This is a genomic window from Nocardia sp. CA-128927 (genome assembly GCF_050955855.1).
GTDB lineage: Bacteria > Actinomycetota > Actinomycetes > Mycobacteriales > Mycobacteriaceae > Nocardia.
The window spans coordinates 3,959,584-3,984,250 of sequence record NZ_CP192087.1 but is presented as its reverse complement, the minus strand read 5'-3'; the positions used below and the strand labels follow the sequence as shown (position 1 = coordinate 3,984,250).

General features: G+C 65.5%; 21 protein-coding genes. 10 read left to right on the top strand and 11 right to left on the bottom strand.

Annotation, left to right across the window (positions count from 1 at the left end):
* Positions 1–141 precede the first annotated feature (141 nt).
* Positions 142–3,276 (top strand): FAD-dependent oxidoreductase, encoded by a 3,135-nt coding sequence (locus ACQPW1_RS18860; RefSeq protein ID WP_433663991.1) that lies wholly within the window; start codon positions 142–144, stop codon positions 3,274–3,276.
* A 41-nt stretch (positions 3,277–3,317) separates the two neighbouring features.
* On the opposite strand, the gene ACQPW1_RS18855 is transcribed toward ACQPW1_RS18860, so the two are convergent.
* Positions 3,318–4,334 carry an MFS transporter gene (locus ACQPW1_RS18855; protein WP_433663990.1) on the bottom strand — a complete coding sequence of 339 codons (1,017 nt, stop codon included), beginning with the start codon at positions 4,332–4,334 and terminating at the stop codon, positions 3,318–3,320.
* A 354-nt stretch (positions 4,335–4,688) separates the two neighbouring features.
* On the opposite strand from ACQPW1_RS18855, the gene ACQPW1_RS18850 reads away from it, so the two are divergent.
* From ACQPW1_RS18850 to ACQPW1_RS18835, 4 genes are all read left to right on the top strand, one after another.
* Positions 4,689–5,258 carry a hypothetical protein gene (locus tag ACQPW1_RS18850; RefSeq protein WP_433663989.1) on the top strand — a complete coding sequence of 190 codons (570 nt, stop codon included), beginning with the start codon at positions 4,689–4,691 and terminating at the stop codon, positions 5,256–5,258.
* Positions 5,191–7,449: a class IV lanthionine synthetase LanL gene (lanL, locus tag ACQPW1_RS18845; protein ID WP_433663988.1), complete on the top strand. Its 2,259-nt coding sequence runs from the start codon at positions 5,191–5,193 to the stop codon at positions 7,447–7,449. Before ACQPW1_RS18850 ends, lanL begins: the two co-directional genes overlap by 68 nt.
* A 39-nt stretch (positions 7,450–7,488) precedes the next feature.
* The gene (locus tag ACQPW1_RS18840) at positions 7,489–7,626 is read left to right on the top strand and encodes a hypothetical protein (RefSeq protein ID WP_433663987.1); all 138 of its coding nucleotides are present in this window, start codon (positions 7,489–7,491) and stop codon (positions 7,624–7,626) included.
* 303 nt (positions 7,627–7,929) lie between these two features.
* Positions 7,930–8,817 carry an esterase/lipase family protein gene (locus ACQPW1_RS18835; protein ID WP_433663986.1) on the top strand — a complete coding sequence of 296 codons (888 nt, stop codon included), beginning with the start codon at positions 7,930–7,932 and terminating at the stop codon, positions 8,815–8,817.
* Between the two features lie 140 nt (positions 8,818–8,957).
* On the opposite strand, the gene ACQPW1_RS18830 is transcribed toward ACQPW1_RS18835, so the two are convergent.
* The 3 genes from ACQPW1_RS18830 to ACQPW1_RS18820 all read right to left on the bottom strand — a co-directional run bounded on the left by ACQPW1_RS18830 (position 8,958) and on the right by ACQPW1_RS18820 (position 11,900).
* A complete protein-coding gene (locus ACQPW1_RS18830; RefSeq protein WP_433663985.1) occupies positions 8,958–10,268 on the bottom strand; it encodes a lipase family protein in 1,311 nt (436 codons plus the stop codon).
* A 165-nt stretch (positions 10,269–10,433) separates the two neighbouring features.
* The gene (locus tag ACQPW1_RS18825) at positions 10,434–11,630 is read right to left on the bottom strand and encodes a PucR family transcriptional regulator (RefSeq protein ID WP_433663984.1); all 1,197 of its coding nucleotides are present in this window, start codon (positions 11,628–11,630) and stop codon (positions 10,434–10,436) included.
* Between the two features lie 123 nt (positions 11,631–11,753).
* A complete protein-coding gene (locus ACQPW1_RS18820; protein WP_433663983.1) occupies positions 11,754–11,900 on the bottom strand; it encodes a hypothetical protein in 147 nt (48 codons plus the stop codon).
* A 558-nt stretch (positions 11,901–12,458) separates the two neighbouring features.
* On the opposite strand from ACQPW1_RS18820, the gene ACQPW1_RS18815 reads away from it, so the two are divergent.
* Both ACQPW1_RS18815 and ACQPW1_RS18810 read left to right on the top strand, forming a co-directional pair.
* Positions 12,459–13,499: an LGFP repeat-containing protein gene (locus ACQPW1_RS18815; RefSeq protein ID WP_433663982.1), complete on the top strand. Its 1,041-nt coding sequence runs from the start codon at positions 12,459–12,461 to the stop codon at positions 13,497–13,499.
* Positions 13,500–13,531: 32 nt separating this feature from the next.
* Positions 13,532–13,813 carry a hypothetical protein gene (locus ACQPW1_RS18810; RefSeq protein ID WP_433663981.1) on the top strand — a complete coding sequence of 94 codons (282 nt, stop codon included), beginning with the start codon at positions 13,532–13,534 and terminating at the stop codon, positions 13,811–13,813.
* A gap of 81 nt (positions 13,814–13,894) precedes the next feature.
* Here ACQPW1_RS18810 and ACQPW1_RS18805 read toward each other — a convergent pair whose 3' ends face one another.
* The gene (locus tag ACQPW1_RS18805) at positions 13,895–15,043 is read right to left on the bottom strand and encodes a hypothetical protein (protein ID WP_433663980.1); all 1,149 of its coding nucleotides are present in this window, start codon (positions 15,041–15,043) and stop codon (positions 13,895–13,897) included.
* Between the two features lie 110 nt (positions 15,044–15,153).
* Positions 15,154–16,677 (bottom strand): beta-N-acetylhexosaminidase, encoded by a 1,524-nt coding sequence (locus ACQPW1_RS18800; RefSeq protein WP_433663979.1) that lies wholly within the window; start codon positions 16,675–16,677, stop codon positions 15,154–15,156.
* 538 nt (positions 16,678–17,215) lie between these two features.
* On the opposite strand from ACQPW1_RS18800, the gene ACQPW1_RS18795 reads away from it, so the two are divergent.
* Positions 17,216–19,018, top strand: a complete 1,803-nt coding sequence (locus ACQPW1_RS18795; RefSeq protein WP_433663978.1) for a lytic murein transglycosylase — start codon at positions 17,216–17,218, stop codon at positions 19,016–19,018.
* Between the two features lie 98 nt (positions 19,019–19,116).
* On the opposite strand, the gene ACQPW1_RS18790 is transcribed toward ACQPW1_RS18795, so the two are convergent.
* A complete protein-coding gene (locus ACQPW1_RS18790) occupies positions 19,117–19,770 on the bottom strand; it encodes a TMEM175 family protein (RefSeq protein ID WP_433663977.1) in 654 nt (217 codons plus the stop codon).
* A gap of 100 nt (positions 19,771–19,870) precedes the next feature.
* Between ACQPW1_RS18790 and ACQPW1_RS18785 the strand changes: the two genes are divergently transcribed.
* Together ACQPW1_RS18785 and ACQPW1_RS18780 are read left to right on the top strand one after the other, a co-directional pair.
* Positions 19,871–20,635, top strand: coding sequence for an alpha/beta fold hydrolase (locus ACQPW1_RS18785; protein ID WP_433663976.1), 765 nt, complete (start codon positions 19,871–19,873; stop codon positions 20,633–20,635).
* 146 nt (positions 20,636–20,781) lie between these two features.
* Positions 20,782–21,024 (top strand): hypothetical protein, encoded by a 243-nt coding sequence (locus ACQPW1_RS18780; RefSeq protein ID WP_433663975.1) that lies wholly within the window; start codon positions 20,782–20,784, stop codon positions 21,022–21,024.
* Positions 21,025–21,114: 90 nt separating this feature from the next.
* On the opposite strand, the gene ACQPW1_RS18775 is transcribed toward ACQPW1_RS18780, so the two are convergent.
* From ACQPW1_RS18775 to ACQPW1_RS18760, 4 genes are all read right to left on the bottom strand, one after another.
* Positions 21,115–21,924, bottom strand: coding sequence for a DUF1460 domain-containing protein (locus ACQPW1_RS18775; RefSeq protein ID WP_433663974.1), 810 nt, complete (start codon positions 21,922–21,924; stop codon positions 21,115–21,117).
* Between the two features lie 129 nt (positions 21,925–22,053).
* Complete coding sequence (locus tag ACQPW1_RS18770; RefSeq protein WP_433663973.1) at positions 22,054–22,320, bottom strand: hypothetical protein; 267 nt, start codon at positions 22,318–22,320, stop codon at positions 22,054–22,056.
* Positions 22,317–23,873 (bottom strand): M1 family metallopeptidase, encoded by a 1,557-nt coding sequence (locus ACQPW1_RS18765; protein ID WP_433663972.1) that lies wholly within the window; start codon positions 23,871–23,873, stop codon positions 22,317–22,319. Before ACQPW1_RS18765 ends, ACQPW1_RS18770 begins: the two co-directional genes overlap by 4 nt.
* A 196-nt stretch (positions 23,874–24,069) precedes the next feature.
* Complete coding sequence (locus ACQPW1_RS18760; protein ID WP_433663971.1) at positions 24,070–24,648, bottom strand: hypothetical protein; 579 nt, start codon at positions 24,646–24,648, stop codon at positions 24,070–24,072.
* Positions 24,649–24,667 lie beyond the last annotated feature (19 nt).

The window sequence follows — 24,667 nt, the reverse complement described above, 5'->3', positions numbered from 1 at the left end:
GTGCGCGCTAGACGCCTGACTTACGTGACGATCGAGGTCAAACCGGATGTGCATACGGGTACAAACGCGCGCCGATGCGTGGCGCCGGTTGGTTGGGAATCAGCGTAGCGGGCACCGAGCGCTGCCGGACGGAGGCCTGGGATGACCCCGCCGCCCGATCGAACAGCCAACTGGCACAACGGGTTCCGAAGATTCGGCGGGCGCACGGGCATGCTGAGCGGCCCGCCGCTGATCGAGATAAGGGAACCGGGCCGGGCCGCCAGACGGCTGATGCTGAGCGGCCCGGTGACCTTCGGTCGTAATGGCGACAACGAGCAATTACGCGACACCATGATTTCGCCACGACACCTACGGCTGGTGCCGAGCCCGACGGCACTATCGGTGGTCGATCTCGGCAGCCGCAACGGCACCACGGTCAACGGCATCCCGCTCACCGGCCGCGCCGCGCTGACCTCCGGCGATACCGTTCAACTCGGCGACACCGAGATCATCGTGCTGTACGACCCGGTCACCGAACCACTGGCCCGCGTCGAGGAAGACACGCCCAGCCCGCCGCCCGCCACCGCCCCGCCGGAAGATCCGCCGCACTCCGCGCTGATCACCCTCGCAAATCGAATTCTCGGCATCGATCCGACCGGAACCCGAAATCTGTTCCCCGCCTCCACCGAACTACCCACCCGGATGCCGCGGAAGATGTGGCACCTCGTGCGAATCGCGAGCATCTCCGTCTATCTAGAAATGATCGTCGCGATGTTCGTCAGACCCGCGGGCGGCTTGTTCGTCTTCTTCGGCGTGGTAGTGCCGCTATTGCCGGGACTGTTTCTGATCGCGCCGGGGCTGTGGCGAAACAGTTGCCCGCTGGCCGCGACAAACCAGATCCCGCGCCTACTTCGCTTCACCCGCGGCAAGAATCCACCCGATTGGCTATATGCCCGCGGCTATCTCGTGGCGACCACACTGTTCTTCGGCATCGCGGGCGCCCGACTGGCGGGCCTGGATCGCAACGGGGCGGCCGCGGGCATCGTGCTCCTGCTGGTTGCCGTCGCCGCTTTCACCGGCGGCGTGCTGTTCAAAGGCAAGAGCGGCTGGTGCAGCAGCATCTGCCCCCTGTTTCCGCTGCAACGCGCCTACGGACAGACACCGTTCGTCACCGTGCCCAACAGCCATTGCGAACCATGCGTCGGCTGCGCCAAGAACTGCTTCGACCTCAAGCCGCGTGCCGCCTACCAATCGGATCTCACCGATCCGAAACTGGCGTGGAGCGCGCCGCGCAAGCTGTTCGCGGCCGCGCTCCCCGGCTTCGTGCTCGGCTTCTTCACCCTGGCCGGAAAGACCGAAACCAGCCTGGTGCAGCGCTATTCGCTACTCGGGCTGTTCATGATCGTCGCGGTCGGCCTGTTCTTCGCACTGGAGGCGATGACACCGCTCAGCATCGCGACGATCAGCGTCGGCTATTCGGCGCTGGCACTCAACATCTTCTACTGGTTCGCCGGAGCGACCCTGGCCCGGTCGTTCGCGACGGTCACCGGGCTCAACGCACCGTGGCTACATTGGCCGATCAGCGCCGCGATTCTGCTAGCCACCGTCGTGTGGATCGCCAGGACCCGCGTCGTCGAACTGCAATTCGCGCTCAGCACCGGAACCCGCACCGAACCGGTCTTGCTGTCGCTGCCGAAGATACGACCGCGCGACCCGGAAAAACCCAGCGCGCCTACGACTTCGGTCAGCTTCGATGGTGTTCAGGTGGACGCCGAGAGCGGCATGAGCCTGCTCGACGTCGCCGAACGCGGCAAACAGACCATCGAGGCCGGCTGCCGGATGGGCGTGTGCGGCGCCGACCCGGTCGCGGTGCTCGACGGCATGTCGTGCCTGTCGCCGCCCGGCCAGGACGAGCGGAACACGTTGCGACGCCTCGGTTTCGCCGACAACACCCGGATGGCCTGTTGCGCGCGGATCAGCAGCGGTGCCGTCCAGGTTTCACTGACCCCGGAACCCGGCAGCGGAAACCGACAGCGGCCGAAGCGATTCGATCGGTCCATCGTCAGCGTCGCCGTGATCGGTAACGGCATCGCGGGCGTGACCGCCGCGGACTTCCTCCGGCGCAACCACCCCGATTGCGAAATCCACCTCGTCGGCCGGGAATCGCATCCTCTGTACAACCGGATGGGTATCTCACGGCTGGTGTACGGACGCTCCGCGATGCAGGGCCTGCACCTACTACCCGAGCAGTGGTACGACGACCATCAGATCACCACCTGGCTGAACACCCTCGCCACCAGCATCGATCTGGCAGGACGGCGGGTCTTCCTCGGCACCGGCGAGGCACTCCCCTACGACCGCCTGATCCTCGCCATGGGCGCGAGCAGTGCGCTGCCACCGATCGAAGGGCTCGCGCGGCCAGGCTGTTTCGTGCTTCGCGAGGCCAGCGACGCGATCTGGATCCGCTCCTATGCCCAGCAATTCCGCTGCGCCACCGCGGTCGTCGCGGGTGGCGGGCTGCTCGGCCTGGAGGCCGCGCACGCGCTGCATCAGCTCGGCCTCCACGTCACCGTGCTCGACCGTGGTGATCGGTTGCTGGCCAAGCAGATCGACGCTCGCTGCTCGCAACTGGTGCTCGAGCACTTCACCAGGACCGGCATCCAGGTGCTGCGGCGTGCCGAAACCGTGAGCGTCACAGGCGATCCCGCGGTTCGCCGAGTGGTGCTGCGGGACGGCCGCGAGATCGATTGCGACCTCTTCCTGACCGCCACCGGCATTCGGCCGAATATCGAACTGGCTCGCAGCGCGGGTGTGCCCGTCGAACGCGGTGTCCTGGTGGACGATCGGATGCGCACGCACATCCCCGATGTCTACGCCGCCGGTGACATCGCCGAACTCTATGGACAGGTGTTCGGACTGTGGCCGATCGCGGCCGAGCAAGCGCAGATCGCCGCCGTGAACGCACTCGGCGGCGACCGGACCCTCGCTGGTGCCGCGCCCGCCATGATTCTGAAAGGTGTTGGACTCGAGCTGTTCTCGACCGGAAAGGTAGAGCCGGAGTGGGGCGACGAGCTGATCGTCATCGATCGCCCCGACTCCTATCGGCGCCTGATCCTGTCGCACGGGCGAGTAGTCGGGGCCACCGTGCTCGGCCACCATCCCGGCGATCTCGCGGCAGCACAGCAGGCGATGGGTAGTCGACTGCCGGTGCCGGTCACCGCGCGGGCCGCCCTGTATGCCGGGGATTGGTCGGTACTGGCCCACAGCGAAACTATGCCGCCGGTTCCGACGAGGTGAGGTGCCCTGCCTGACCCCTCGGACGGGCAGGGCACCATGCGTCAGCGCGCGGTCCGGGTGGTCGACACCACCAGGGCCGCAAGGACACTGAGCCCTGCGCCGAACCAGAGGACCGCCGAGAGGACGGCGCTGTCGGCGATGATGCCGCCGATGAGCGCGAAAAGCGCTAGGACAGCGGCGATCAGCGTGCTGATGGTGATGAGGGCCGTGCGGACGTTGCGCCCCGCCGCCACCCCGGTGACGAAGTTGCCGACGATCCCCGCGGCACCGAAGGCCAGCAACGCCGGGCCGACCATCGACTTATCGATACCCGAGACGGACTGCAGAATCAGGCTCACGAAGGTGAAGGCCGCGAAGTGACCACTCACCATCAGGAACGTAACCAGCACTCCCGCACGGACAACCGGATTGCGGAACTGCTCGCCCAGGGTGCGCAGCCGCACCGGCTCGGTCGCGGGCATCCGCGGCAGCAGCCACAGCAGTGCGACCACCACCAGCAAACCCAACCCGCCGAGCAACCCGAACGCGATCCGCCAGTCGGTCAACTCGCCGATCAACGTCCCGGCGGGAATGCCGAGCACGTTGGCCGCGGTGGCACCGCCGAAGGCGATCGCGGTGGCCTGCGGCACATACTTCGCGGGCACCATGCGCACCGCGATCCCGGCGGCCAGCGCCCAGAACCCGCCGATCGCGATGCCGACCAGGAACCGAGCAGCAAGCAGCAGACCGAAGTTCGGCGCGAAAGCGGCCAGCACATTCGCCGCCGCCATCAGCGCGATCAAACCGAGCAGCACCACCCGGCGGTCCAACCGCCCGATCGCCACCGGCAGAATCGGCGCCGTCGCCGAAGCGACCAGCCCGGGCACCGTCACCATCAGACCCGCCGTCCCCGGCGAGACGCCGAGCGCGCCACTCACCGAGGTGAGCAGCCCGACAGGCAACTGCTCGGACGTCACCATCGAGAACGTCCCCAGGGCTACTGCGACAACCGCGAACCATCGTCGAAGCGGCACCTTGTCCGCCGTGGAATCGACTGCCGAATCGGCAACTGTCATCATCTCAATCACTCCTCGTTAAGAACATCAACGTTAAGTAACTGAGCACTAAGGTTTATTCCGTCCCCACTCCAGCCCCACGGAGGTAGCGGACCGATGCTGTCCGCTAGGGGTGTCAGGGTAGCTGCGTAGCCGCAGGCGGCCGAAACCATCTCAGCGGGAACGAGATTGCGATCGAGTGCCTGGGCTGGTGCGAGAAGTGCCGCGGGTGGCGGGGATTCGCGGCGCTTCTCACACCAGCTCGGGCCGCCACCGATCGCGTGGCGCCCGTGAGATCACGGTGAAACTCGCATGAGACCCGCACCCTCGACACTTCGATGCGTACTCATCCATCGGTCAAGAATCCGGGGGCACCACATGAAACTATCGACTCTTTCCGCGGCCAAAACGGCAGCACTGACCTTGATCACCGCGGCCTTCGCCAGCACAGCGGTGGGCGCGGCGGGTCCCGCGCACGCCGAGTTCGCCTACTGGCTCATGTACAACCGGGGTACCGGTCAGTGCATGACTACCGAGAACGACCCGCACAATGGGTTCACCGGCACCGCCCGATTCGCCCCGTGCAACGCGGGCGATCGACGTCAGTGGTGGCTGCGCGCGACGACCGGACCGGACACGATCGCATTCAGCACGCATGATCTGACGTCGAGGGGCAAACACCAATGCCTCGAAAATGCGCCGGGTGGTTGGGGTTTGGCCTTCCTGGCCAACTGCGACAGCGGCAACTTCCGGCAGAACTTCACCCTCGAATACGTCTTGTTCCCGGACGGCACCGGCAGCACCGTCTACAAGGCCGCCCTCGACACTCGTCGGCTCAGCGTTCCCTACGCGGCAGGCACGTCCTACGTCACCATCCGCGATGGCTTCCCGAACGAAGACGCGCGAATGCAATGGGACCAGCTCCCCACCCCCGAGCGAACTGGATGACACCGGTTTCTACGAGGGACAGCTGCAAGCGCCGGACGGCACCTCGACGGCCGACGAGCGGAAACCATGGTTTTCCCCGCCGGTTTGGGCGCGCCCACCGTTCGACCCACCGGCGCAAAGCACTCCAGGACGCAAACGCGGCGACCCGGTTCTCATTGCAGGCCGCTACCTGGTCACCCAGGCGATCCGGCATTCCAACCGCGGCGGGGTCTACCGTGCCCGTGATCAACACACAGGCGAAGAGGTCTTGCTCAAAGAGGCACGCCCGCATATCGCGGCGGATCCGAACGGGCAGGACGCCAGGGACCGTCTGCGGCACGAGGCCGAAATCCTCGAGAAACTCGGGCCTGCCGGGATCACTCCCGCGGTGCGCGAAGTAGTGGCCGTCGCGGAGCATGTGTTCCTCGTCGAGGACCTGATCGACGGCACGAACCTGCAACGATGGCCCGCGGAGCGCGACCTGCAGGCCCCGGTGTGGCAGTTGGCGCGCGAGCTCACCCGGCAGCTCGGCGAGGTGCACGAAATGGGTTACGTACTACGCGATCTCACACCGAGCAACGTCATGGTGACACCCGAGAACCTCCCGGTGCTCATCGATATGGAATGCACGGTGCGCACCGGTCAATCAGCTTATGTCGCAGGCACACCGGGGTTCGGTGCGCCCGAATACTTCGACGCGACCGGCCCCGAACGAGCAACGCCGCTGCCTGCCCCCGGCCCGGAAGTCGATTGCTTCGGCCTGGGCACCACCCTCCTCTATGTCGCCAGTGGCATCAATCCCGTACTGGCGGCGGATATCCCGGCCGCACGACCGACTGGAGCACGGATCGCGGCAATCGTCGAGGCCGCCGCGCCATCCTCTCCCGCGCTGCATGCACTCGCCCCACTCATCCTCGGCCTCACCGCGGACGTACCGCACCGCTGGTCACTGCCACGAGCAGCCGCGTTCCTCCGATCCGAACCCGCTGTAGGGCAATCGCTTCCGGGGCCAGAACTGCCAAGCGAGAAGATCGACCGGCTGGTAAGCGACGGCCTGACGTATCTAGCGGACACGATGACCCCGAACAACACATACCTCTGGCCACGACCACCAGCCCTACCGCCCGGCGATCCATGCAACGTACAACTGGGCGCCGCAGGCGTACTCGCCGTCATCGACCGCGCGGTGCGCTCCGGAAACCATTGGCTGACACCGACATTGGCAACCGCAGCAACCTGGCTCGACCATCGACTCACCAATCCGAGCCGAATCCTGCCCGGACTGTATTTCGGCCGCTCGGGCACCACATGGGCCCTACACTCCGCCGCCGAAACCCTGGGCGACGACGCACTGGCGAACCGCGCGCTCGACTACGCGCTACGCATCCCGCTCGACTGGACGAACCCCGACATCTGCCACGGCCTGGCAGGCGCGGGCCTTGCCCAACTTCACCTCTGGCAGGCCACCGGCGACCAACGGTTCGCCGACCGAGCAGCGGAATGCGCCGACCGACTGGTCCAACTGACCAAGGCGGCCGACACCGGCGTGGACTGGCTGGCCGGTCCACAGTTCCGCGACGAACTCGCAGGCTCGGAGTCCTACGGCTTCGGCCACGGCGTCGCGGGCAACGCGGCATTTCTGCTGGCCGCGGGTCGCGACCTGAATCAACCCGACCTGATCGAGATCGCGGTGGGCGCCGGACACGCGCTCTGCGCCGTGGCAGAACGCGACGACGACAGCGCGCGCTGGCCGAAAGGACCGCGCAAAACCGACACCCCTGACGTCAACTTCTGGTGCAACGGCACCTCCGGCATCGGCACCTTCCTCGTCCGGCTGTGGCAGGCGACCGGGGAACCGCGATTCCGCGAGTTCGCCGAACGCGCAGGCCACGCGGTGTACCAGGACAGGTGGCGACTCGCGACGGGCACCTGTCACGGCATCGCGGGCAACGCCGAGCTGCTGCTCGACCTCGCCGAGGCGACCGGACAGCCGCGCTATCGGCACTGGGCGGCAGAGATCGCCACCTGCCTGTTCGTCCGGGCCGTCGAACGAGACGGCAGGCTACTGGTCCCCGACGACACCATGCGTGCGGTCTGCGCGAGTTACAACGTCGGGCTGGCAGGCGTACTGGATTTCCTGTTGCGCCTTGGACATGGCGGGCCCCGTTCCTGGCTGGTCGACAACGACCGATCCAGCGACGGCCCACCGTGATGAGAAAGAACACCGGAATCGCAAGAAAGAAGGCGAATCATGGAGACCGACGTCTTGGAACTGCAAGACCTGCCGGAGACCGAAGAGCAGCCGATGGAGCCGCAGATGTGCTGCCGCAGCCATTACCGCAGCTTCGAATGGGGCCGACAGCTACAACTCGACGCCCGAATAGCGTGATTCTGCCGTGCGGGGAATATCGCTATCCCTGCACGGCAGCCGCTCGGCGGCGATGTGACGCCGCCCAAGCCCGCACGGAAAAACTGTGCCGCATCCCAATCTGAAGTTCGGTGTGAAGTAGATCCACACGCACAAGATGCTGGTCAATGCGGTGTGCGCTAGGCTCGGCACCGCGCAACACATCCCCAGTTGGCGCTGTCTTATTCTTAACAGAATATCGACGCCGAAAATCGACTATGCCCGGCATATTGATAAACGTGTCCCGCTGGTTTCGCACCGTCGAACCGGAGATGAGGAGCTTTTGTGCGTGGTTTCAGAATATGTGCGGCCGGCCTGAGCGTGCTGGCGCTCACCTTCCTGTCGGCCGCCACCGCCTTCGCCGATGACCCCGCACCCGCCCAGGGCTCGTCCGACCTGGATGTCGTACCACCGCCGCCGGGCGCGAACGACTGGACCTGCCGACCGAGCGCCGCGCACCCGCGTCCAATTGTCTTGGCACACGGCACCTTCGAGAACCGCCTGGACAACTGGTTCGCGATGTCGCCACGGCTCGCGGCGGCAGGCTACTGCGTCTACGCGCTGGATTTCGGCCGCGGTCTGGGCGGCACGGTTTCCGGTCTCGGGCCGATGCGCGCCTCCGCACAAGAGATCTCGGATTTCGTTGACCGGGTGCTGGCGGCGACCGGTGCGCAGCAGGTCGATATCGTCGGTCATTCCCAGGGCGGCATGCTGCCCCGGTATTACCTGAAAAACCTTGGCGGCGTGCCGAAGGTCCATACTCTCGTCGGCCTCGCGCCCGATAATCACGGCACCACATGGGGTTTGGTCGGTCTGCCGATCACCCTGATACCACCGGCAACCAACCTGGTCTGCCCGTCGTGCACCGAACAGCTGCCGACCTCCGACTTCATCACGCAGCTGAACAGCGGTGGCGAAACACAACCCGGCGTCAGCTACACCGTGATCGCGTCGAAGTTCGACGAGTTCGCGACGCCGTACACGACCGGATTCCTCAACGGCCCGGATGTCGACAACATCACCCTGCAAGACGTTTGCCCGGGAGACTTCTCCGAACACATGGGGATTACCTCCGATCCCACAACGATTCAGTTGGTACTCAACGCACTCGACCCGGAACACAAGGCACCGGTTCCGTGCGGCTTCGGCACCGGATCGGCACAGACGAAATAGCACCCCAGTTTCGGTGGCGCATCTTCCCGGGTCTGTCCGCGACGATGTCACCGCCGATAGCCTCACGAGCGGCGGCCCCGGCCGCCGGCAACGCGATCGGCTATCGCGGCGGTCGCCTGCGATAGCCGCTCGCTCGGTGACTAGCCGGGAATCTGGAAGTCTGCCTTGAATCGCGGCCCCGGCGGCAGACCACGCAGCACCGCGCTGATCCAGGCCACTGCGGGCGCCCATCCCGCTGCCGCGTTGACGACGTGTTCAGGCAGCGGCATCGTGTAGAACCGCAGGTCCGCACCGCGGTTCCAGTAGTCGTTCACGACAGGCAAGACCACGGACGCGGGAATCAGCTCATCCCAGATCCCGTGGAACCAGAAGATCGGACTATCCGGAATGTGCTGTCCCAGGCTCTGTTCCTGCAGCACCTGCATAACGCCGGGCGCGTTCTCCAACGTCATGCCCGGGTTGAAGTAGTCGCTGATCGGCCGGTACATGCCGGACAGCGCCACCGTGTAAACACAGCGACTCTGCATGTCCTGCAGGATCGCCTGACCTTCCTTGGTCAGCAGCTTCGCCGCATCGAACTGCTCGGGGAACTCGCGGGACAACCCGGCGAAACCGAGCCACATGGTGAAGTTGCTGATCCCGGTGAGTCCAGGCCGCTGCTCGGTCGCGTACCGCGCCTGCAGCCGCAGGTCGCCGGGCGTGCCACCGATGGCGGTACCGAGCAATCGGACGTCGGGAGCGTAGCTTTCGCGCAGTTCGGCCGCGCGGATCGACCCGGAGCCACCACCCGAATACCCGTACGTCGCGATACCGGAATCCGTAAGACCAAGCGAGGCATCGTTTTTCATCGCCCGCAGACTGTCCAACACCATCTTGCCCTCGTCGAAGGTGTTGAAAGTGTTGAACTTACCGTCGAAGTCGGGCACGTTGATCGCGAAACCCTGCGCCAACCAGCCCACCGCCAGCGCGGCTTCCTTCATGGTGCCGACCTGCAGCGTGTAGGACGGGTTGCACGCCGAGTTCGTCGAGTCGATCGCCTCCTGGAAGGAAACTACCGGCCGCGGTCCGCCTGCCCAGGGAATCCCCGGCGTGATCACCGAGGTCGCGGTGGCGATCGGGTTGTCGTGAAAATCGTTGCTGCGGAACAACAGCTGCTTGGTATCGACAGGGAACGGGATGCCGAGGATTCGAGTCTGCACGGTGCGCGAGCGAATGATCTGCCCCGGCGCGTACGACGCCAAATCCTCGGGATCGGCGTACCACGGGTCCTCGGCGGGCACCGGGATCGGGAGCAGGTCATAGATCTGCGGTTCGGTGGGCAACTGCGGCAATTGATTCTGGTCCGGAGGGAACACCGGATACGGATCGCCTGCCGCGATACCGGCGCCGGATACCGCGAGGCAGAGTGCCGTCAGTGGCACCGCCGCCCATGTGAATCTCTCCCCGAACATGCACCCTCGTCTCGTCGCGTGTGATCGGCATCATGCGAAGACCGAACTGGTGTCAGTACACCCCCGCGCGAGAACGTTCCGCTATCGACAAACGGACAGAGTCCCCTCTGGGACAGTTGTGCACATCCATAGAAATCGACCCGCTGCGGCCATTCCCGAGACAGGTCAGGCGGAGAACCCCTTCGCCTCCAGCAGTTGCGCGGTCCGCGCCGCCGACAGTGTCATCGCCTCCGTCGGACGCTGCGGGTCGTATCCGGTGAGCTCGGCGATCCGCGCCAGCCGATAGGTGATGGTGTTGCGGTGCACGAACAACAGTCGGGCAGCGGCATTCTGGTTGCACTCGTTCGCGAAGAACACACCGAGCGTCTCCGCCAGCACCGGTTGATCCGCGAGCGGCTCCAGCACCGAGGCCAGCTCTTTGCGGACCGACCCGTCGACCGCCACCGCGTACTCCAACCGCAGGTCCTGCCGACGGCAGATCACCTCGCCGCGCGACAGGCATCGACCGAGTTCCGCGACGACCCGCGCCTCCGCCAAGGACGCCGGTATGGCCGCCCGAGTCGGCGCAGGCGAAACCCCGATCCACAGCAAAGGGGGTGCACCCGTGCCGATTCCGGGTGCCAGCCGGGCCGACAGATTCTCGGTGACCGCCGCGCTGTCGTCGCGCGAATCGATCGGAATCAGTGCGGTCCAACCACTGATATCGCGGCGCAGGAAGGCGCCGGGGAGATCGTGGATCCGATGCCGCAGATCGGTCAGCGTGCCGGGACCGGGGTCGCCGGGGCGGATCACCGCGACCACGAACGCGTCCGCGACCGGCACCGCGGGATCACCCATCCAATCGACCGGATCACGCCCGGCCAGCAGCGCGTCGACGATCCCGCGCCGCCGTTCCAGCTCGTCCCACGGCCGCCGCCGGGCATCCTCCACACAGGCCATCGCGATGCGGGCCGTCATGAGCGAGAGATACTCGGAAAGCGGGCGACCGATCTCCGCCAGCGCCTGCCGACCGGCCGAGGATGCGGAGTTCGGCAGCTGGGACCAGAGAAAGTCGACGCCGATCCGATAGTTTCCCAATACCTCGTCCAGCGGTATACCGTCGTGCACCAGCGACACCGCGCGCTCGACCAGCGGACGGGTGTCCTCCTCGGCTGGCTCGTTGCCGTCGAGCCAGAACCGGAAGAACAGCCGCACCTTCAGCTCGGCGGCAGGCACGAAGTCCGCGTCAACGAGCGAGCTCGGGAGTTCGTTATACAGCGGTGCTTGCGTCGAGAAGCCGTGGACCAACGCGATCGCTTCCGCCAGCAACCGCTCGATCATGTCGGACCGACGGGTCGTGCGGTCGAACGCGGCAACGGTCACGGCAACTCCCAACGACGATGTTTGGTACCGCCAAGCGGCACCGGATCCATGAACCCGGTACCGCCGGTAACGCCAATTTAGCAGACCTTCAGTCACCGCCAGCGGGATTCACCGCTGCCCTTCCTACCGATCGCCCTCGTCGTCGCGACACCCGCGCAGCGTCCGGTCGGGGTTGTTTCGCATGTACGTGTCCTCGGTCCAGAAGCTGATCGTGCCCCAGACGGCGATCGCACCGATCGCCAGCGCGACGAGCGTGACAATGATGTCCATCGAAAGTCACACTCCCCGTTCGGAAATCGAGATCCGCGCAGGCGGGCCCGCGGCGCGGATCTCGGATAGGTGAGAGTTCGCGTACTTCAGTGGTCTAGCCATGCAGCAATGCTCGCCGCCGAGCGGCGGTCGGGGTATCCGCTGAACATCCGACAGCGCCTACACCGGCATCGATCGCCAGTTCGCAGCCCTGAAATAGCTGTCCCGCCGAGATTAGAGCCGATATCTCCCGCGCATCCGCCAACCGACCAGCGATTTCCAGCAGAATCCACGTTTGATCTCCCGGCAACCGGGGAATTGCCCGCCTGTAGCTGATCGACCGTGCCTGTTCGCGGCGGGAATCAGCCACGAAACAGGAGCGCAACGCTGATATCGCCAACAGACAGTCCGAGTTCGACCGGGACGCCGATGACAACCAGCTGGCAAGCGCGACCCTCATCAACGATCACGTCCAGGCCGAAGGCACCAAGGACCTAATCGCCGCAGCATCGGCGGCGAACTGGCCACGCTTTGTCGGCTCGCGCATCGCACTGACGAATCGAGGAGACCATGCCTGAAATGTTGGATACCCATCGAGGAAAGACCCGGCGGCGCACCTATCTCGCGGTCAACGCCGTGGCTCTGCTCGCTTCCGGGCTGCTGGCCACCGCACCGTCCGCGGTGGCCGATCCGTCCGCGGACGCGACCAATGCGATCGACGCGCACTATGCCGAGTTCGGCGGGGCGGGGTCGTTCCTCGGCGCCCCGCTCGGTCCGGCCACCGATGTTGCCGGTGGCGCCGAACGGGCCTACCAGGGCGGCGTCATCTACTACTCGCCGGATACCGGCGCGAAAGCGGTCTACGGCGAGATCCTGGTGAAGTACAAGTCCCTCGGCGGGCCCAGCGGGCCGCTGCGCTTCCCGACCAACGATGAGACCGGCGCGGGCGATGGCGTCGGCCGCTTCAACGAGTTCGCCGAGCCCGGCGGGGCCGCTATCTACTGGAAGCCGGAACTCGGCGCCTGGACGATCAGCGGCAAGGTGCTCGACGCGTGGCGCGAAAGTGGCGGAATCACCGGACCTTTCGGTTACCCCCGATCGGATCTGACCGTCCAGGACGGCGTCGCGACGGCCAACTTCGAGGGCCCGGCGGGCACCGAGATCAAATGGTCGGACAGCGACGGACTAGCGACGCTACCGCCGGAGCTAGCCGCGTCCCTACCGGGATTCCGGGCGAACTCCCCTGACGTCGCGGTACCGAATCCGGTGCCGAACCCCGACGTGAACGCCACCAACGACTCGAACAGCTCGGGCATCAACAGGTGGTGGGGCATCCCGATCGGTCTGGCCATCACGGCCGTCGTTGCGGGGCTGCTCGCAATGCTGGGTCGTCGTCGGTCGGATCCGACCCACTCGACAACGCGGGGAACCGTCGCGCCTAGCGCGCGGACCTCGGCGGCGACCACGACGGGCGATCGAAAGGGCTTCGTGCCGCCGCGCGCCGATGCCACCGCCGCAGCCACCGCTGCCGGAGCCGGAGCCGGAGCCGCACAGCGCGGTACGGCGACTGTCGCTGGTGCACATGAGATGCACCGCGACGCACCGCGCACTCGCGGCTAGCCGGAACAAACGACCACGGGAAAGGAACGACAATGGAATGGCTATTGGGCGTACTCGGTGGATTGGTCGGCGGGAACATCGCCGGTGCGGGTAAAGGTTTCGGCATGGCGGGCAACACCGCCGCGGGCGCGGTCGGTGGCGGTGTCACCGGCGCGATCATCCAGGCGGCGACCGGTTCGGGCCTCGATCTCGGACAGGTCATCGGTCAGGTCGCGGGCGGCGGTGTGGTCGGCGCGGTGCTGACCGCGGTGCTCGCGATGTTCGCGAAGAATCGCGGGACGGCGGACCGGCGCGAGACGGTCAACCACCGGTAGTTTCGTTGTGACACAAGAATTCCCGGCGGTGCAACCTCTTCGGAGTTCGCACCGCCGGGAATCTCTGTCAGCTGTTGAGCGCTACTCGTGCAGGCTCGACTGCAGCCGGTCGAACTCTTCCTTCGTCAGTTCGTCCGGCGACCGCTCCGGCAGCTGCCGGGATTCGACGCCGACCGGACCGACGTTGCCGCCGTCGAATACCACTGAGGCCCAATTGTTCTGGGCTTGCAGCGTGGTGTAGTTCCGGTCGTTGTTGACGCTGGTCCGGATGGTGCCGGTCTGGATCGACCCGTTGCAGTTCCAGTCGATCGGCTGGTCTGCCGATCCGGTGGTCCGCCTACGGGTGTTGTCCGGGCAGAAGTACTCCGTCTTCCACCCCGCGGCCACCGCCCCGAGTCCCGAACGCTCTTGCAGCGAGTTCTCGTTCAGTGCAGGAGGATTCACGCTCGAGTAACCGAAATTCGAACTGCCGTCCGTCTTCGGTACACCCGAGAACTGGAAGCTGTAGTTCATCACGCTGAGGTAGTTCGGCTTGTAGTTGACATGGTCGGTACCACCATGTTTCAGGCCGAGGTTGTGCCCGAGCTCGTGGATGAACGTGCCGACGTTTCCGTTGTCGCCCGGATTCCAGTTGCACTGCGGCCCCAGCGCGACGACGAAGGTGTCGGCCGGGATGCCCAGCGAAATGCCGCTGCTGCAACCGTTGTCGTAGGAGTCGGCCCAGATCATGTAGTGGAAGATCCGAGCACGAGCGGAGGCGAAGTTGGTTCGTTTGATCGCGGCGACCTGATCGTCCACCGGGGACAGATTGCTGTCGTAGGGCACCTGGTTGCCGCCGCCGAGATCGTATTTGGCGCCTCTGGCGTTGCCCGCGTCCAGATGAATGTTGATCCCGTTGCGGCCGTCCGGGTTGGTCACCGGGGCATCAGCGAATACCCCGGTGACCCGGTCGAGCGCCGCGGCGGTTGGCAGACGCCCGTTCATGTAGTCCATCTCCACGAAGATGTCCTTGTGTTTCGGATTCGCGCCCATCTTGGGCAGATCGACATCGATCTTCCCGTCGCCGTTGGCGTCGTATCCGTTGGTCTCCCACGCGTCGGACAATCCGTCACCGTCGCTGTCGACCGCGGCGGCCTCTGGTTGGGCCACTGCGGTCACCGGGGTCAGGAAAGCCCCCAGCCCGGTTAGTAGCGCGAAGCTGGCGATAAGAGTTCTTCTGTAAGGCGACACCTCGGACTCCTTCCGGATCGTATTTGGGGACGATCCTGTTATTCGGCCGAACCGAATTGCGATGGGTATTCGATATCCGAAGTGGCCTTCGGATTATTGCGCAGCGTCAGCTATTTCCAGTCCACCTGCGGGGAGCGATAGAAATTGATGCCCTGCGCGGTCCAGATCGGGCCCTGCTTGGCCAGCCGCACCCGATACTTGTCCCAGTTGTGGGTCGCCTGCGGCGACCAGCCGATCTCGGCGATGCCCGCGAGCCGAGGGAAGGCCATGTACTCGATGTCGGCGCTGGTCCGCAGGGTCTCCGACCACAGCGGCGCCTCGACCCCGGCGAGCTGCTTCTCCGAAACGCCCTGCAGGAAGGTGGCCGGATCCCAGTTGTAGGAATCCTTCACCTCGACGTAGCCCGCCCAGTGCAGACCGAGTGGTGAATCCTTGTTGTACTGCATATCCAGGTACGCCTTGTTGGCCGGCGACATCAGGATCTTGTTGCCCCGCTTCGCCGCCGCCGCGACATCGGCATTGGTGTTGGCGGTATCCCAGTACTGCGGGATCGCCGACGTGGGCGGGTTGGTGACGACGATGTTGTGCCAGCCCGTCGCCTTCTTGTCGTAGGTGGCGAGCATCGGCGTGACCTTGTCGTAGAAGGTCTTGTAGTCGGCTGGGGAGGTGGAATGCGCCTCGTCACCGCCGATGTCGATGTACTTGCCCGGGGTCATCGCCGACAGCTCGCGGATGACGTCCTCGACGAACTTGTAGGTGGTCGGGCTGCCGATGCACAGCGAGCTGTAGCCCACCTCGATGTCGGTGCGCGGCGGCACCGGCTTGCCGTCGCAGTTCAGCTCGCCATACGACGCCTGTGCGGCATTGGTGTGGCCGGGCATGTCGACCTCGGGAATCACCGTGATGTGCCGGGACGCCGCGTAATTGACGATGTCCTTGTACTGCTCCTGGGTGTAGTAGCCACCAGGATCGCCGCCCACCGCGGTCAGCCCGCCGATCTCGGCCAGCTTCGGCCAGCTCTTGATCTCGATGCGCCAGCCCTGATCGTCGGTCAGGTGCAGGTGCAGGGTGTTCACCTTGTACTGGGCGATCTGGTCGATGTAGCGCTTGACCTGGTCGGGCTTGAAGAAGTGCCGGGCCACGTCGAGCATCGCGCCGCGCTGACCGAAGCGCGGGTAGTCGACCACCTTGCCGCCGGACACGATCCAATCCTGGTGCTGCACCGACGTTTTGTTGATCGCCGCCGGGAACAGCTGCCGCAGCGACTGCACGCCGCCGAACAGACCGTCGGTGGTGTTCGCCTTCAGGGTGACCCCGTTTTTGGCCACGGTGAGCTGGTAGCCCTGGTCGCCGACGCGATTGCCCGCGTCGCCGAGCTCCAGCGTGATTCCCGGCTTGGCCTTGTCATATCGATCGACCACCGGCAGCGGGAAACCCGTGGCGGGCCGGAGCAGCCCGCCGAGGTAGTCGGCGACGCCCTTCGCCTGGTGCTCGGCGCGGATCACGCTCGCGGCGGTCAGTTTGAAGTTCGCGCCGGGGTCGGCCTTGGCTTCGACGGGGATGGGCACGATATCGGTGACACCGCGTTCGGTCGCTTGTTGGTTATCGGCGGCGTAACCGGTTTGACCAGGCATCACGAGCGTGGTCAGAGCCACGACTGCGCCGAATGCAAAGGGGTATAGAAACTTTCGCATAGCGTACCTCCGGTACAACTTTAGGGGGCATCCAGAAGTATGGATCAGCGCGCAAGATATGAGTGGGGACCTTCTCAACTGGGGATATGCGCCGATTTACCGATCACGCGCCGACGTCGTAACAGGCCCGCACCGAATTCCCCACTTCTACTGGGGATCTCCGGGGAGCCCTTTCGTGTGATGCTTGCGCCGGTTGTTCGGGGACATGGCGGTCAGCAGGCTGTCCATTGACTGAGACATAGAGTTGCACAACGGCTCTCATGAGACATCCACTTGTACAACAGCTCTCGGGCTCGTTGAGATGTGACGGTCGGCGTCGCACGCAACGAGTAGCGGGAAATAGATGTCGCGGTGGACGATTCGTGAACGCGGCATGGATTTCCGTGCCCGACGAAGACTTTCGCCGGCGAGGGGAATTCACAAATGGTGGCGGTACCGCTCAGGTCACCGTCGACACCGACGAAGGATTGGTGACCCGATGCGAATATCAGGTCCGATTGCCGCATCCGCGCTCGTATTTGCCGGGCTGTTGATTTCCGGGTCCGCCGCGTCCACCACGGGACGCACGAACGTCCCCGCGGGCTGGCTGGCGGCCGCGAGTTCACCTACCGGTCAGGCGAATACCTCGACCGTGGTTCCGACCTCCACCGAACCGCTGAACATGCAAGCGAATCCGCCACAGATCGAACCCGACGGGACGGTGCCGATCCACGATGTCGCGCTGCCGGACGTGCCGACCCGCGGCATTCCGGAGATCGCGCTCGCCGCCTATCGCAACGCCGAGTTGTCCCTGGAGGCCTCGACACCCAAGTGCGGGATGCCGTGGCATCTGCTGGCCGGCATCGGGAAGATCGAGTCCAACCACGCGGGCAACGGACGCACCGACGCCGACGGCAACACCCGCGGCATCATCTACGGCCCGGCACTGGACGGCACCCTGCCCGGCAACGAGATCATCAAGGCCGCCGACGGCAACTACGTGCGCGCCGTCGGGCCGATGCAGTTCCTGCCGGGTACCTGGACCCTGTACGCCGCGGACGGCAACGGCGACCGTAAAACCGATCCAAGCAACATCTTCGACGCCGTGCTCGGCGCGGGCAAATACCTGTGCTCCGGTGATCTGGATATGCGCGATCCGAAACAGGAGACGCGCGCCGTCCTGCGCTACAACAACTCGCTCGACTACGCGTCGAAGGTGCTCAGCTGGTCCAACGCCTACAAGACCGGCGGCGCTCCCCCACAGGGCGAGCTCGCCCCCATTCCGGACAGCACCCCCGACGGTGGCATGCCGGACGGCGCGGGCTCGAGCATGAGCGCGGGCGAAACAGCCGTCCTCGCCGATCCGGCCGATCCCGCCGCCCCGGCAGACCCGCCCGCGCCGGACACGACGACCGACCCGAGCCTCACGCCCGCGCCGGACGCGCCCACGACCACACCGCAGAGCCCCACGGGCACACTGGAACTGAGAATCCAGGTGATGATCAACATCCCCGGCCGGGCACCGATCCCGTGCGGCGTCTTCTGTCCGCCCGCACTGCCGAAACCGCCCACCATCCCGGTGCCGATCACACCCCTCCCGACCTCGACAACCCCGGTGCCGACCACCACGTTGCCGACCCCGACAAGCCAAACCACCACCACGACAACACCACCCAGCTCGACCACCACACCAGCGCCGTCGACCACACCAACGCCGACAACAACATCGACGACACCGACACCCGCGGTCGCGCCGAGCTTGTCCACGCCGCCGCCGCCCACCACCCAGCAGCCGGTCGCTCCGGCCCCCAAGACCACCGAGCAGAAGCCACCACCCCAAACACCCACCGCAACACCAGAAGTCAAATCGGAGAAGCCGAGCACCCCGGCCCCGACAACCACGTCGAAACCCCCGGCCCCTCAGCCCACTCCCAACCGGACCCCGCCAGTCCAACAACCGCCCGCACCAACCTCACCCGCGCCAGCCCCCAAGCAACAACCGACCCCGACTACCCCCGTATCGGCCCCAGCAGCACCTGCACCTAAGCAACAACCCACCGCGCCAGCTGCACCCGCACCCCAGCAACAACCAGCTGCGCCCACCGCCCCGGCCCCCAAACAGCAACCAGCTGCACCAACCGCACCCGCACCCGCGCCCAAACAACAACCCACCGCGCCTGCGGCTCCCGCGCCCAAGCAACAGCCAGCAGCACCAACCCCTGACCAGAAACCACCCGCCCCGAAACCCGTTCCAGCACAACCAACCGCAACCACTCGGCCACCGATACCGCCCACTCCGTAACCGCGAGCGCCCCACGACGCTTCATGCTCAACGGGACACAGTGACGCCCCTTCTCACACGTCGCCCCCACCATGTCCCGTTGAGCCCGGCCCGCCCGGTCACTCAGCTGGTTGGTGCGGTTTCGACCGAGGCCGCACGAGTCGCTCGACCGGCCCAGCGATTATCCACAGCAACAGCGACCACAGTCCGACACGCGGCACTGATATCGCGATCACCAGCGCGAAGCACACCGTCACCACCGAAATCCAGCGCACCGCAATGTCGGTGCCCGTCACCTGCGCCGCGTCCGCCAGCAGCTTCGCCCGGTAGAGCACCAACTCCGCCAATCGACTGAGCGACATCGCACCGATCATCGCCCCCAGGTAGATACCGATGGCAAGCCGGTCACCTCGATGGGAATACACCTCGAGAACGGTCGCGAGCGGCAAGGCAACGATGCAGAGCAGCCACAACATGTTGATCCGCACGAGCAACGGCGTATACCCCGTCGCGCGTTCGAACAGACGATGATGCTCACGCCAGAACGAACTGATCACCACAAAGCTGACCAGCGCCGCGGTGAGCGCATAGCTGTTCTCGGACAAGAACTTCGCCGTAGACGTGGCCGCGACCTCGCGCGCACTGTCGACCAAAGGCAACACGATCAACGTAATGGCGATCGCCACCACCGCATCACTGAAGAAGATCAGCCGTTCCAGTCCCCGTTCCGTCCGAATCGGTCCGTGCACGTCGCCGGTAACTTGGTCGGTCATCGTGCGAGACTACCGAGCGCAACGGAAATCCCCTGACATACAAGCGGACCGCTCCGATATTCGGGTGCGCGTGCAATAGACGCCGACTAGCGTCCGAGTGATGACGCTCCCCCACGATGTGGCAGGTGACGGTCCGGCAGTGGTCCTGTTGCACGCGGGCGTGTGCGATCGGCGAATGTGGGATCCGCAGTGGACCGCCCTCATCGATGCCGGATATCGCGTGCTGCGTTGCGATTTCCGGGGTTTCGGCCAGAATCCGGTGCCGCCGCACCTGTTCAACGATGCCGAAGACGTCCTTGCCCTGCTGGACCTGCACGACATCAGGCAAGCGGTACTCATCGCCGCATCCTTTGGCGGGAAGGTCGGTCTGGAGATCGCCGCCCGCTGGCCGCACCGCACGGCGGCTATGGCGTTACTGTGTTCCGCTGTGCCGGAACATAATCCGAGCGCTGAACTACAGGCGTTCGACGCACATGAGGACACACTGCTCGAAGCCGGAGACATCGCGGCCGCGGTGGAACTCAATGTCGACACGTGGCTCGGCCCGAACGCGAATACGGAAACGCGAGAGGCAGTGCGCCAGATGCAGCGGCGCGCCTTCGAACTCCAACTGGCCGCCCCGGACGCCCCCGGCCGGATCAAGGCCGCATTCGACCTGTCCGCGATCACCGCACCGGTGCTGGCCATCTCCGGCGAACACGATCTGCCGGACTTCCGCCAGTTCGCCGCCAGGCTCCCCGACCTACTCGCCGACGCCCGGCACCTGGAACTCGCAGACGCGGCCCACCTGCCCAATTTGGAGCGTCCCGTCGAGACGACGGCAGAGCTGATCGCCTTTCTGCGCAAGACGATGCCGACCAACTGATCTGCCGCTATCGGAATTCAAATCCGGTAAGACAGCTTGTCAGATTGCATAATCCTTGCTAGGTTTCGAATATCAGCTATTCATCAGCTAAATCGACGCACCCTCGACCCCAGGAACTCACCGCCCACACCGCCAGGAGGACCTGGATGCGCCGACCCCCGACGCCGCGATACGTTCTGATACTCGAAACCACCGTCCTGATCATGATCGCGATCGGTTTCGTCTTGGTCCGCCTATCCGTCAAGATCTCCGGCGGCCACATGACGAACTACTGGACCGCAGGCGCGGTACTAGCCGGCCTCGCCGCGATCTGGGCGCACTACAGCGCCCGCCGGGCACGCGCGGTACTGGAACCGCCCGATGCCGACAACCCGGTCACTGACCCGTAGCAGACCTCGTCACGGCCGCCCGGCGCGAGTGCCGGAAAAGCCACCACATGCCCGGTGGTAGCGGGCCCCGAAAACTCGTCGCGCGCACAACTACTGCGGGCGGTACACCACGATGCCGGGGACCGACCCGACGTACTCGGCGAACGACGAGTCGACCACCTTGTTGTTCGCAACCAGTGAGGACGCGTTGCGGAAGACCGGCCCGTTCGGCGTCATGACGAAGATCCCGACGTGGGTGACGTCCAACCCCGGCTCATCGGTGTACGCACCGATGTAGTCGCCCGTGCGGAGTCCACGGATGACGCCGTCGTCCACGTTGGCACTGGGAATGTAGGTGATGTCGCGATCCACCACCGGCAGCCCGGGCAGATACGTCCCGCCGTTCGCCTTCGCGTTGAGGTGCTTGGCGACGGTGACGGCGGCAGTACTCACCGCGCCGGTGATATCGGTGGCGGCGACCCTCGGTGTGTTCGCCCAGTCGCTGAAGAAATGCTTGCGCTGGAGGAAATCGACTCGGCCTCCGGCATATCGCGTGTTGATCAGGTTCGCGATGAACTGGTCTCGATCGGTGGACCTGCTGAGCGCTTCGACGTAGTCGAGGTAGGTGAAGCAATCCACGCGCCGGAAGTCGACGACGAGTCGTTCGGGCTGGGTCGCCGAGCCGACGAGCATGTCCGCCCCGTACGGCGTGCCGAGGAACTGCCGCGACAGCAGCTCGATCAACTCGCCCTTGCTCTGCGCGCCGGGCGCAGCGGCCCCCACTGCCAGCCACGCATCGATCTTCGCCGCGGTGGCATCATCGATCGCCGAGCTCGGCGCACCGATTGCCGCGGGCACCATCGACGCCGTGCCACCGGCGACAACCAGCAGGACGAGCAGTACGCGGGCGAGGGTGCGCAAGAAGCCTCCAACACGGGTGAACGATCTGTCGACGAACACCCACGGTAGCCCGCCGGTCAATCCGGCCGGTCCGCACGACGGTGGACCGTTGCGAGAAACCCGCAGCGGTCCACCGTGTGCGACCTACCGTCAAGCCACTAGATAGACAGGCTTCTTCTTGAACACACCCTTGATCCCGACCGGCGTATCCGTGCCCACATTGACCCCTTGCACACCCTGCGGCTCATAGCTGCCGGGCCCGCACGACACCACTCCCTGCGGACAGCCCGTAGGCGAGGAGATCCGGTCGTCCGGTACCGCATGCAGCGCGGCCACAATGAACGGTGCGATAGTGGCCGCCGTGACGAAGGTCCTTATCGACCGCGGCAGTGCCTGTATCGAAGCGACGGACGTCATTTCCGGTCCCCGCGACCGAACGGCCACGCGTCGGTACCCGGCTCCTCGGGAGCGCCCTGCAGACCCTGGTTGCTGAGGCTGCCCGGGTACAGGTATTCACTGGCAGGCCGCTTCTTGCCGTTCAGCCAGGCATCGAAGAAGCCGTCCAGCTTCTTGGTGGTGCGGGACTGCACGAACTGACGGAACTCCGGAATCGACGCGTTGCCGTGCTTGTGGCCCTGCGCGAAATCCTTGACGGCGGTGAAGAATACGTCGTCACCGATGTAGCGGCGCAGTGCGTGCAGGAACAGCGGACCGCGGGTGTACACGGTGGTGAATTCCTTGCCCTTGCCGGGATCGTAGAGCGGCGTCGACCAGACGCCCTGCTGATCGGCACTGGCGAGGGCCCGACGATAGATCTGGTCGGCATTCTTGCGATCGACCCGTTCCGGGTACAGGATGTCGGCGGTGTAGCTGGCGAAGCATTCGTTCAGGCAGACGTCGCGCCAGTCCTTCACCGATACCGAATCGCCCCACCACTGATGGGCGTTCTCGTGGATCAGCGTGTTCAGGTCCGTCCACGGCGCGTAGATCGGCCGGGTCTGCGTCTCGAGCGAGAACTGCAGGTCGGTGTCCACATAGATGCCGCCGCCCGCTTCGAGCGGATACGGGCCGTACAGCTGCTCCTCGAAGGCGAGCACGCTGGGCAGCTTCTTCTCCAGATCCTTCTTCTGCTGGGCGCCGCCCGGGGCGAAGAAGCTCTCCAGCGACGTGTTGCCGACCTTCTGGTTCAGGCGGGTGAACTTGTCGATCGCGATCGTCGACAGATACCCGATGATCGGATCCTTGGCCTCCCAGGTGACGGTGTGCTTGCCCGTCCCGGCGGCCACGTCGGACGTGCGGACGCCGTTCGACGCCACATCCCAGCCGGTCGGCACGGTGGCCTTCACGGTCAAGGTGACCTTGTCCAGCGGGGTGTCGTTGAGCGGGTACCACGTTGTCGCCGAATGCGGTTCGCCGGCCGCGAAGGCGCCACCGGACGGTGAGTAGGTCCAGCCGTTGCCGTTGGTGTTGGGAACCGTGCCTGCGTAGTCGACGATGACCGTGAACGGTTGTCCCAGCGGCAGTGCCGCCTTCGGGGTCACCACGAGCTCGTGCTCGCCGGTCTTCTTGAACTGCGCGGGCTGACCGTTGACGGCGACGGCACTGACTGCGGGACCGGCGTAGTCGAGGTTGAAGGCCGACAGATTCTGGGTGGCCTTGGCCGTGATGGTGGCCTTGCCTTTGAGGTTGTGCGTCGACGGGGTGTAGTCGACGGCGACGTCGTAGTGGGTCGCGTCGTAGCCGCCGTTGCCGTCTTTCGGGTAGTAGGGGTCACCGAGACCGTCGGAGCCCGGTGTCGGATCGGCCGCGCTCGCGGCCGCCCCGTTCGGCGCGTCCGGTGGCGCCGCGGCCACCGCGGCAACGCCGGCCGTCAGGCTCAACGCGAGAGCCAACGCGGACACCGCGACCGGCCGCGCTCTCAGCGCGGCCGGGATCGGATTGCCTCTGTCTGACCATCTTTGAATTCGCATGGTGCACAACCTCTGTGGTAGGCGATCCGGTGAGCGAGCTCGGTCGCGCGAACGTATCGATGCCCGATCGGATCTGTATTCGACTGCAGGAAATGCCAACTCGGCAATCTGCAGGTTCTGCCGGGGAACGACCTGGCCGGCCGCTGAGAGCCACCAGGCCGATCCCCGTAAACCGATGTGCCGCTAGGCGGCAGATTCAGCGACCACTCCAGCCGCCGAGCACGCGGCCGGTGTTGTTGGCGTCGATGAACACGACCCACTGCACGGGCTGCTTACCTTGCGCGGCAGCGCCTTTGACCGAGACCTGATACGCGGGGACCGCGACACTGGGCGCTGCCGAGTTCTTGGCGGCCAGCTTCGTGTCGAACCACATGGCGACCGTCCCGGAGACGGCGAACTTGTCGCGTGACTGCTTGGTCTGCTCGGCCAGTGCGCGCAGCGCGGTGGCCGCCACGGCGGTGGGCGGCGTTGTCACCCCTGCGGGGTACTTGCCCTTGGCCTGCTGGGAGAGTGCACCGCTGGCCGAGACGAGCGAACCGTCGGCGGACAGCTTCTCCGCCACCGTCGCACCGTAGACCGGCACCGAGTCGATCTCCTGGCGCATCTGGACTGTGGAACCTTGGTCGGCCGGGGACACCTTGTCGACGACGAGGTTGCCTACCGAGTTCGCACCGAAGACCTGCTGGACTGTCTGCGCCTGTGCCTGCGCGATGGCCGGGGCCTCGGCGGCGGTGCCCGCTGGGATCGGCAGCGGGTTCTTGAAGATCACCTGCATACCGATGCCGTCAGGCTCG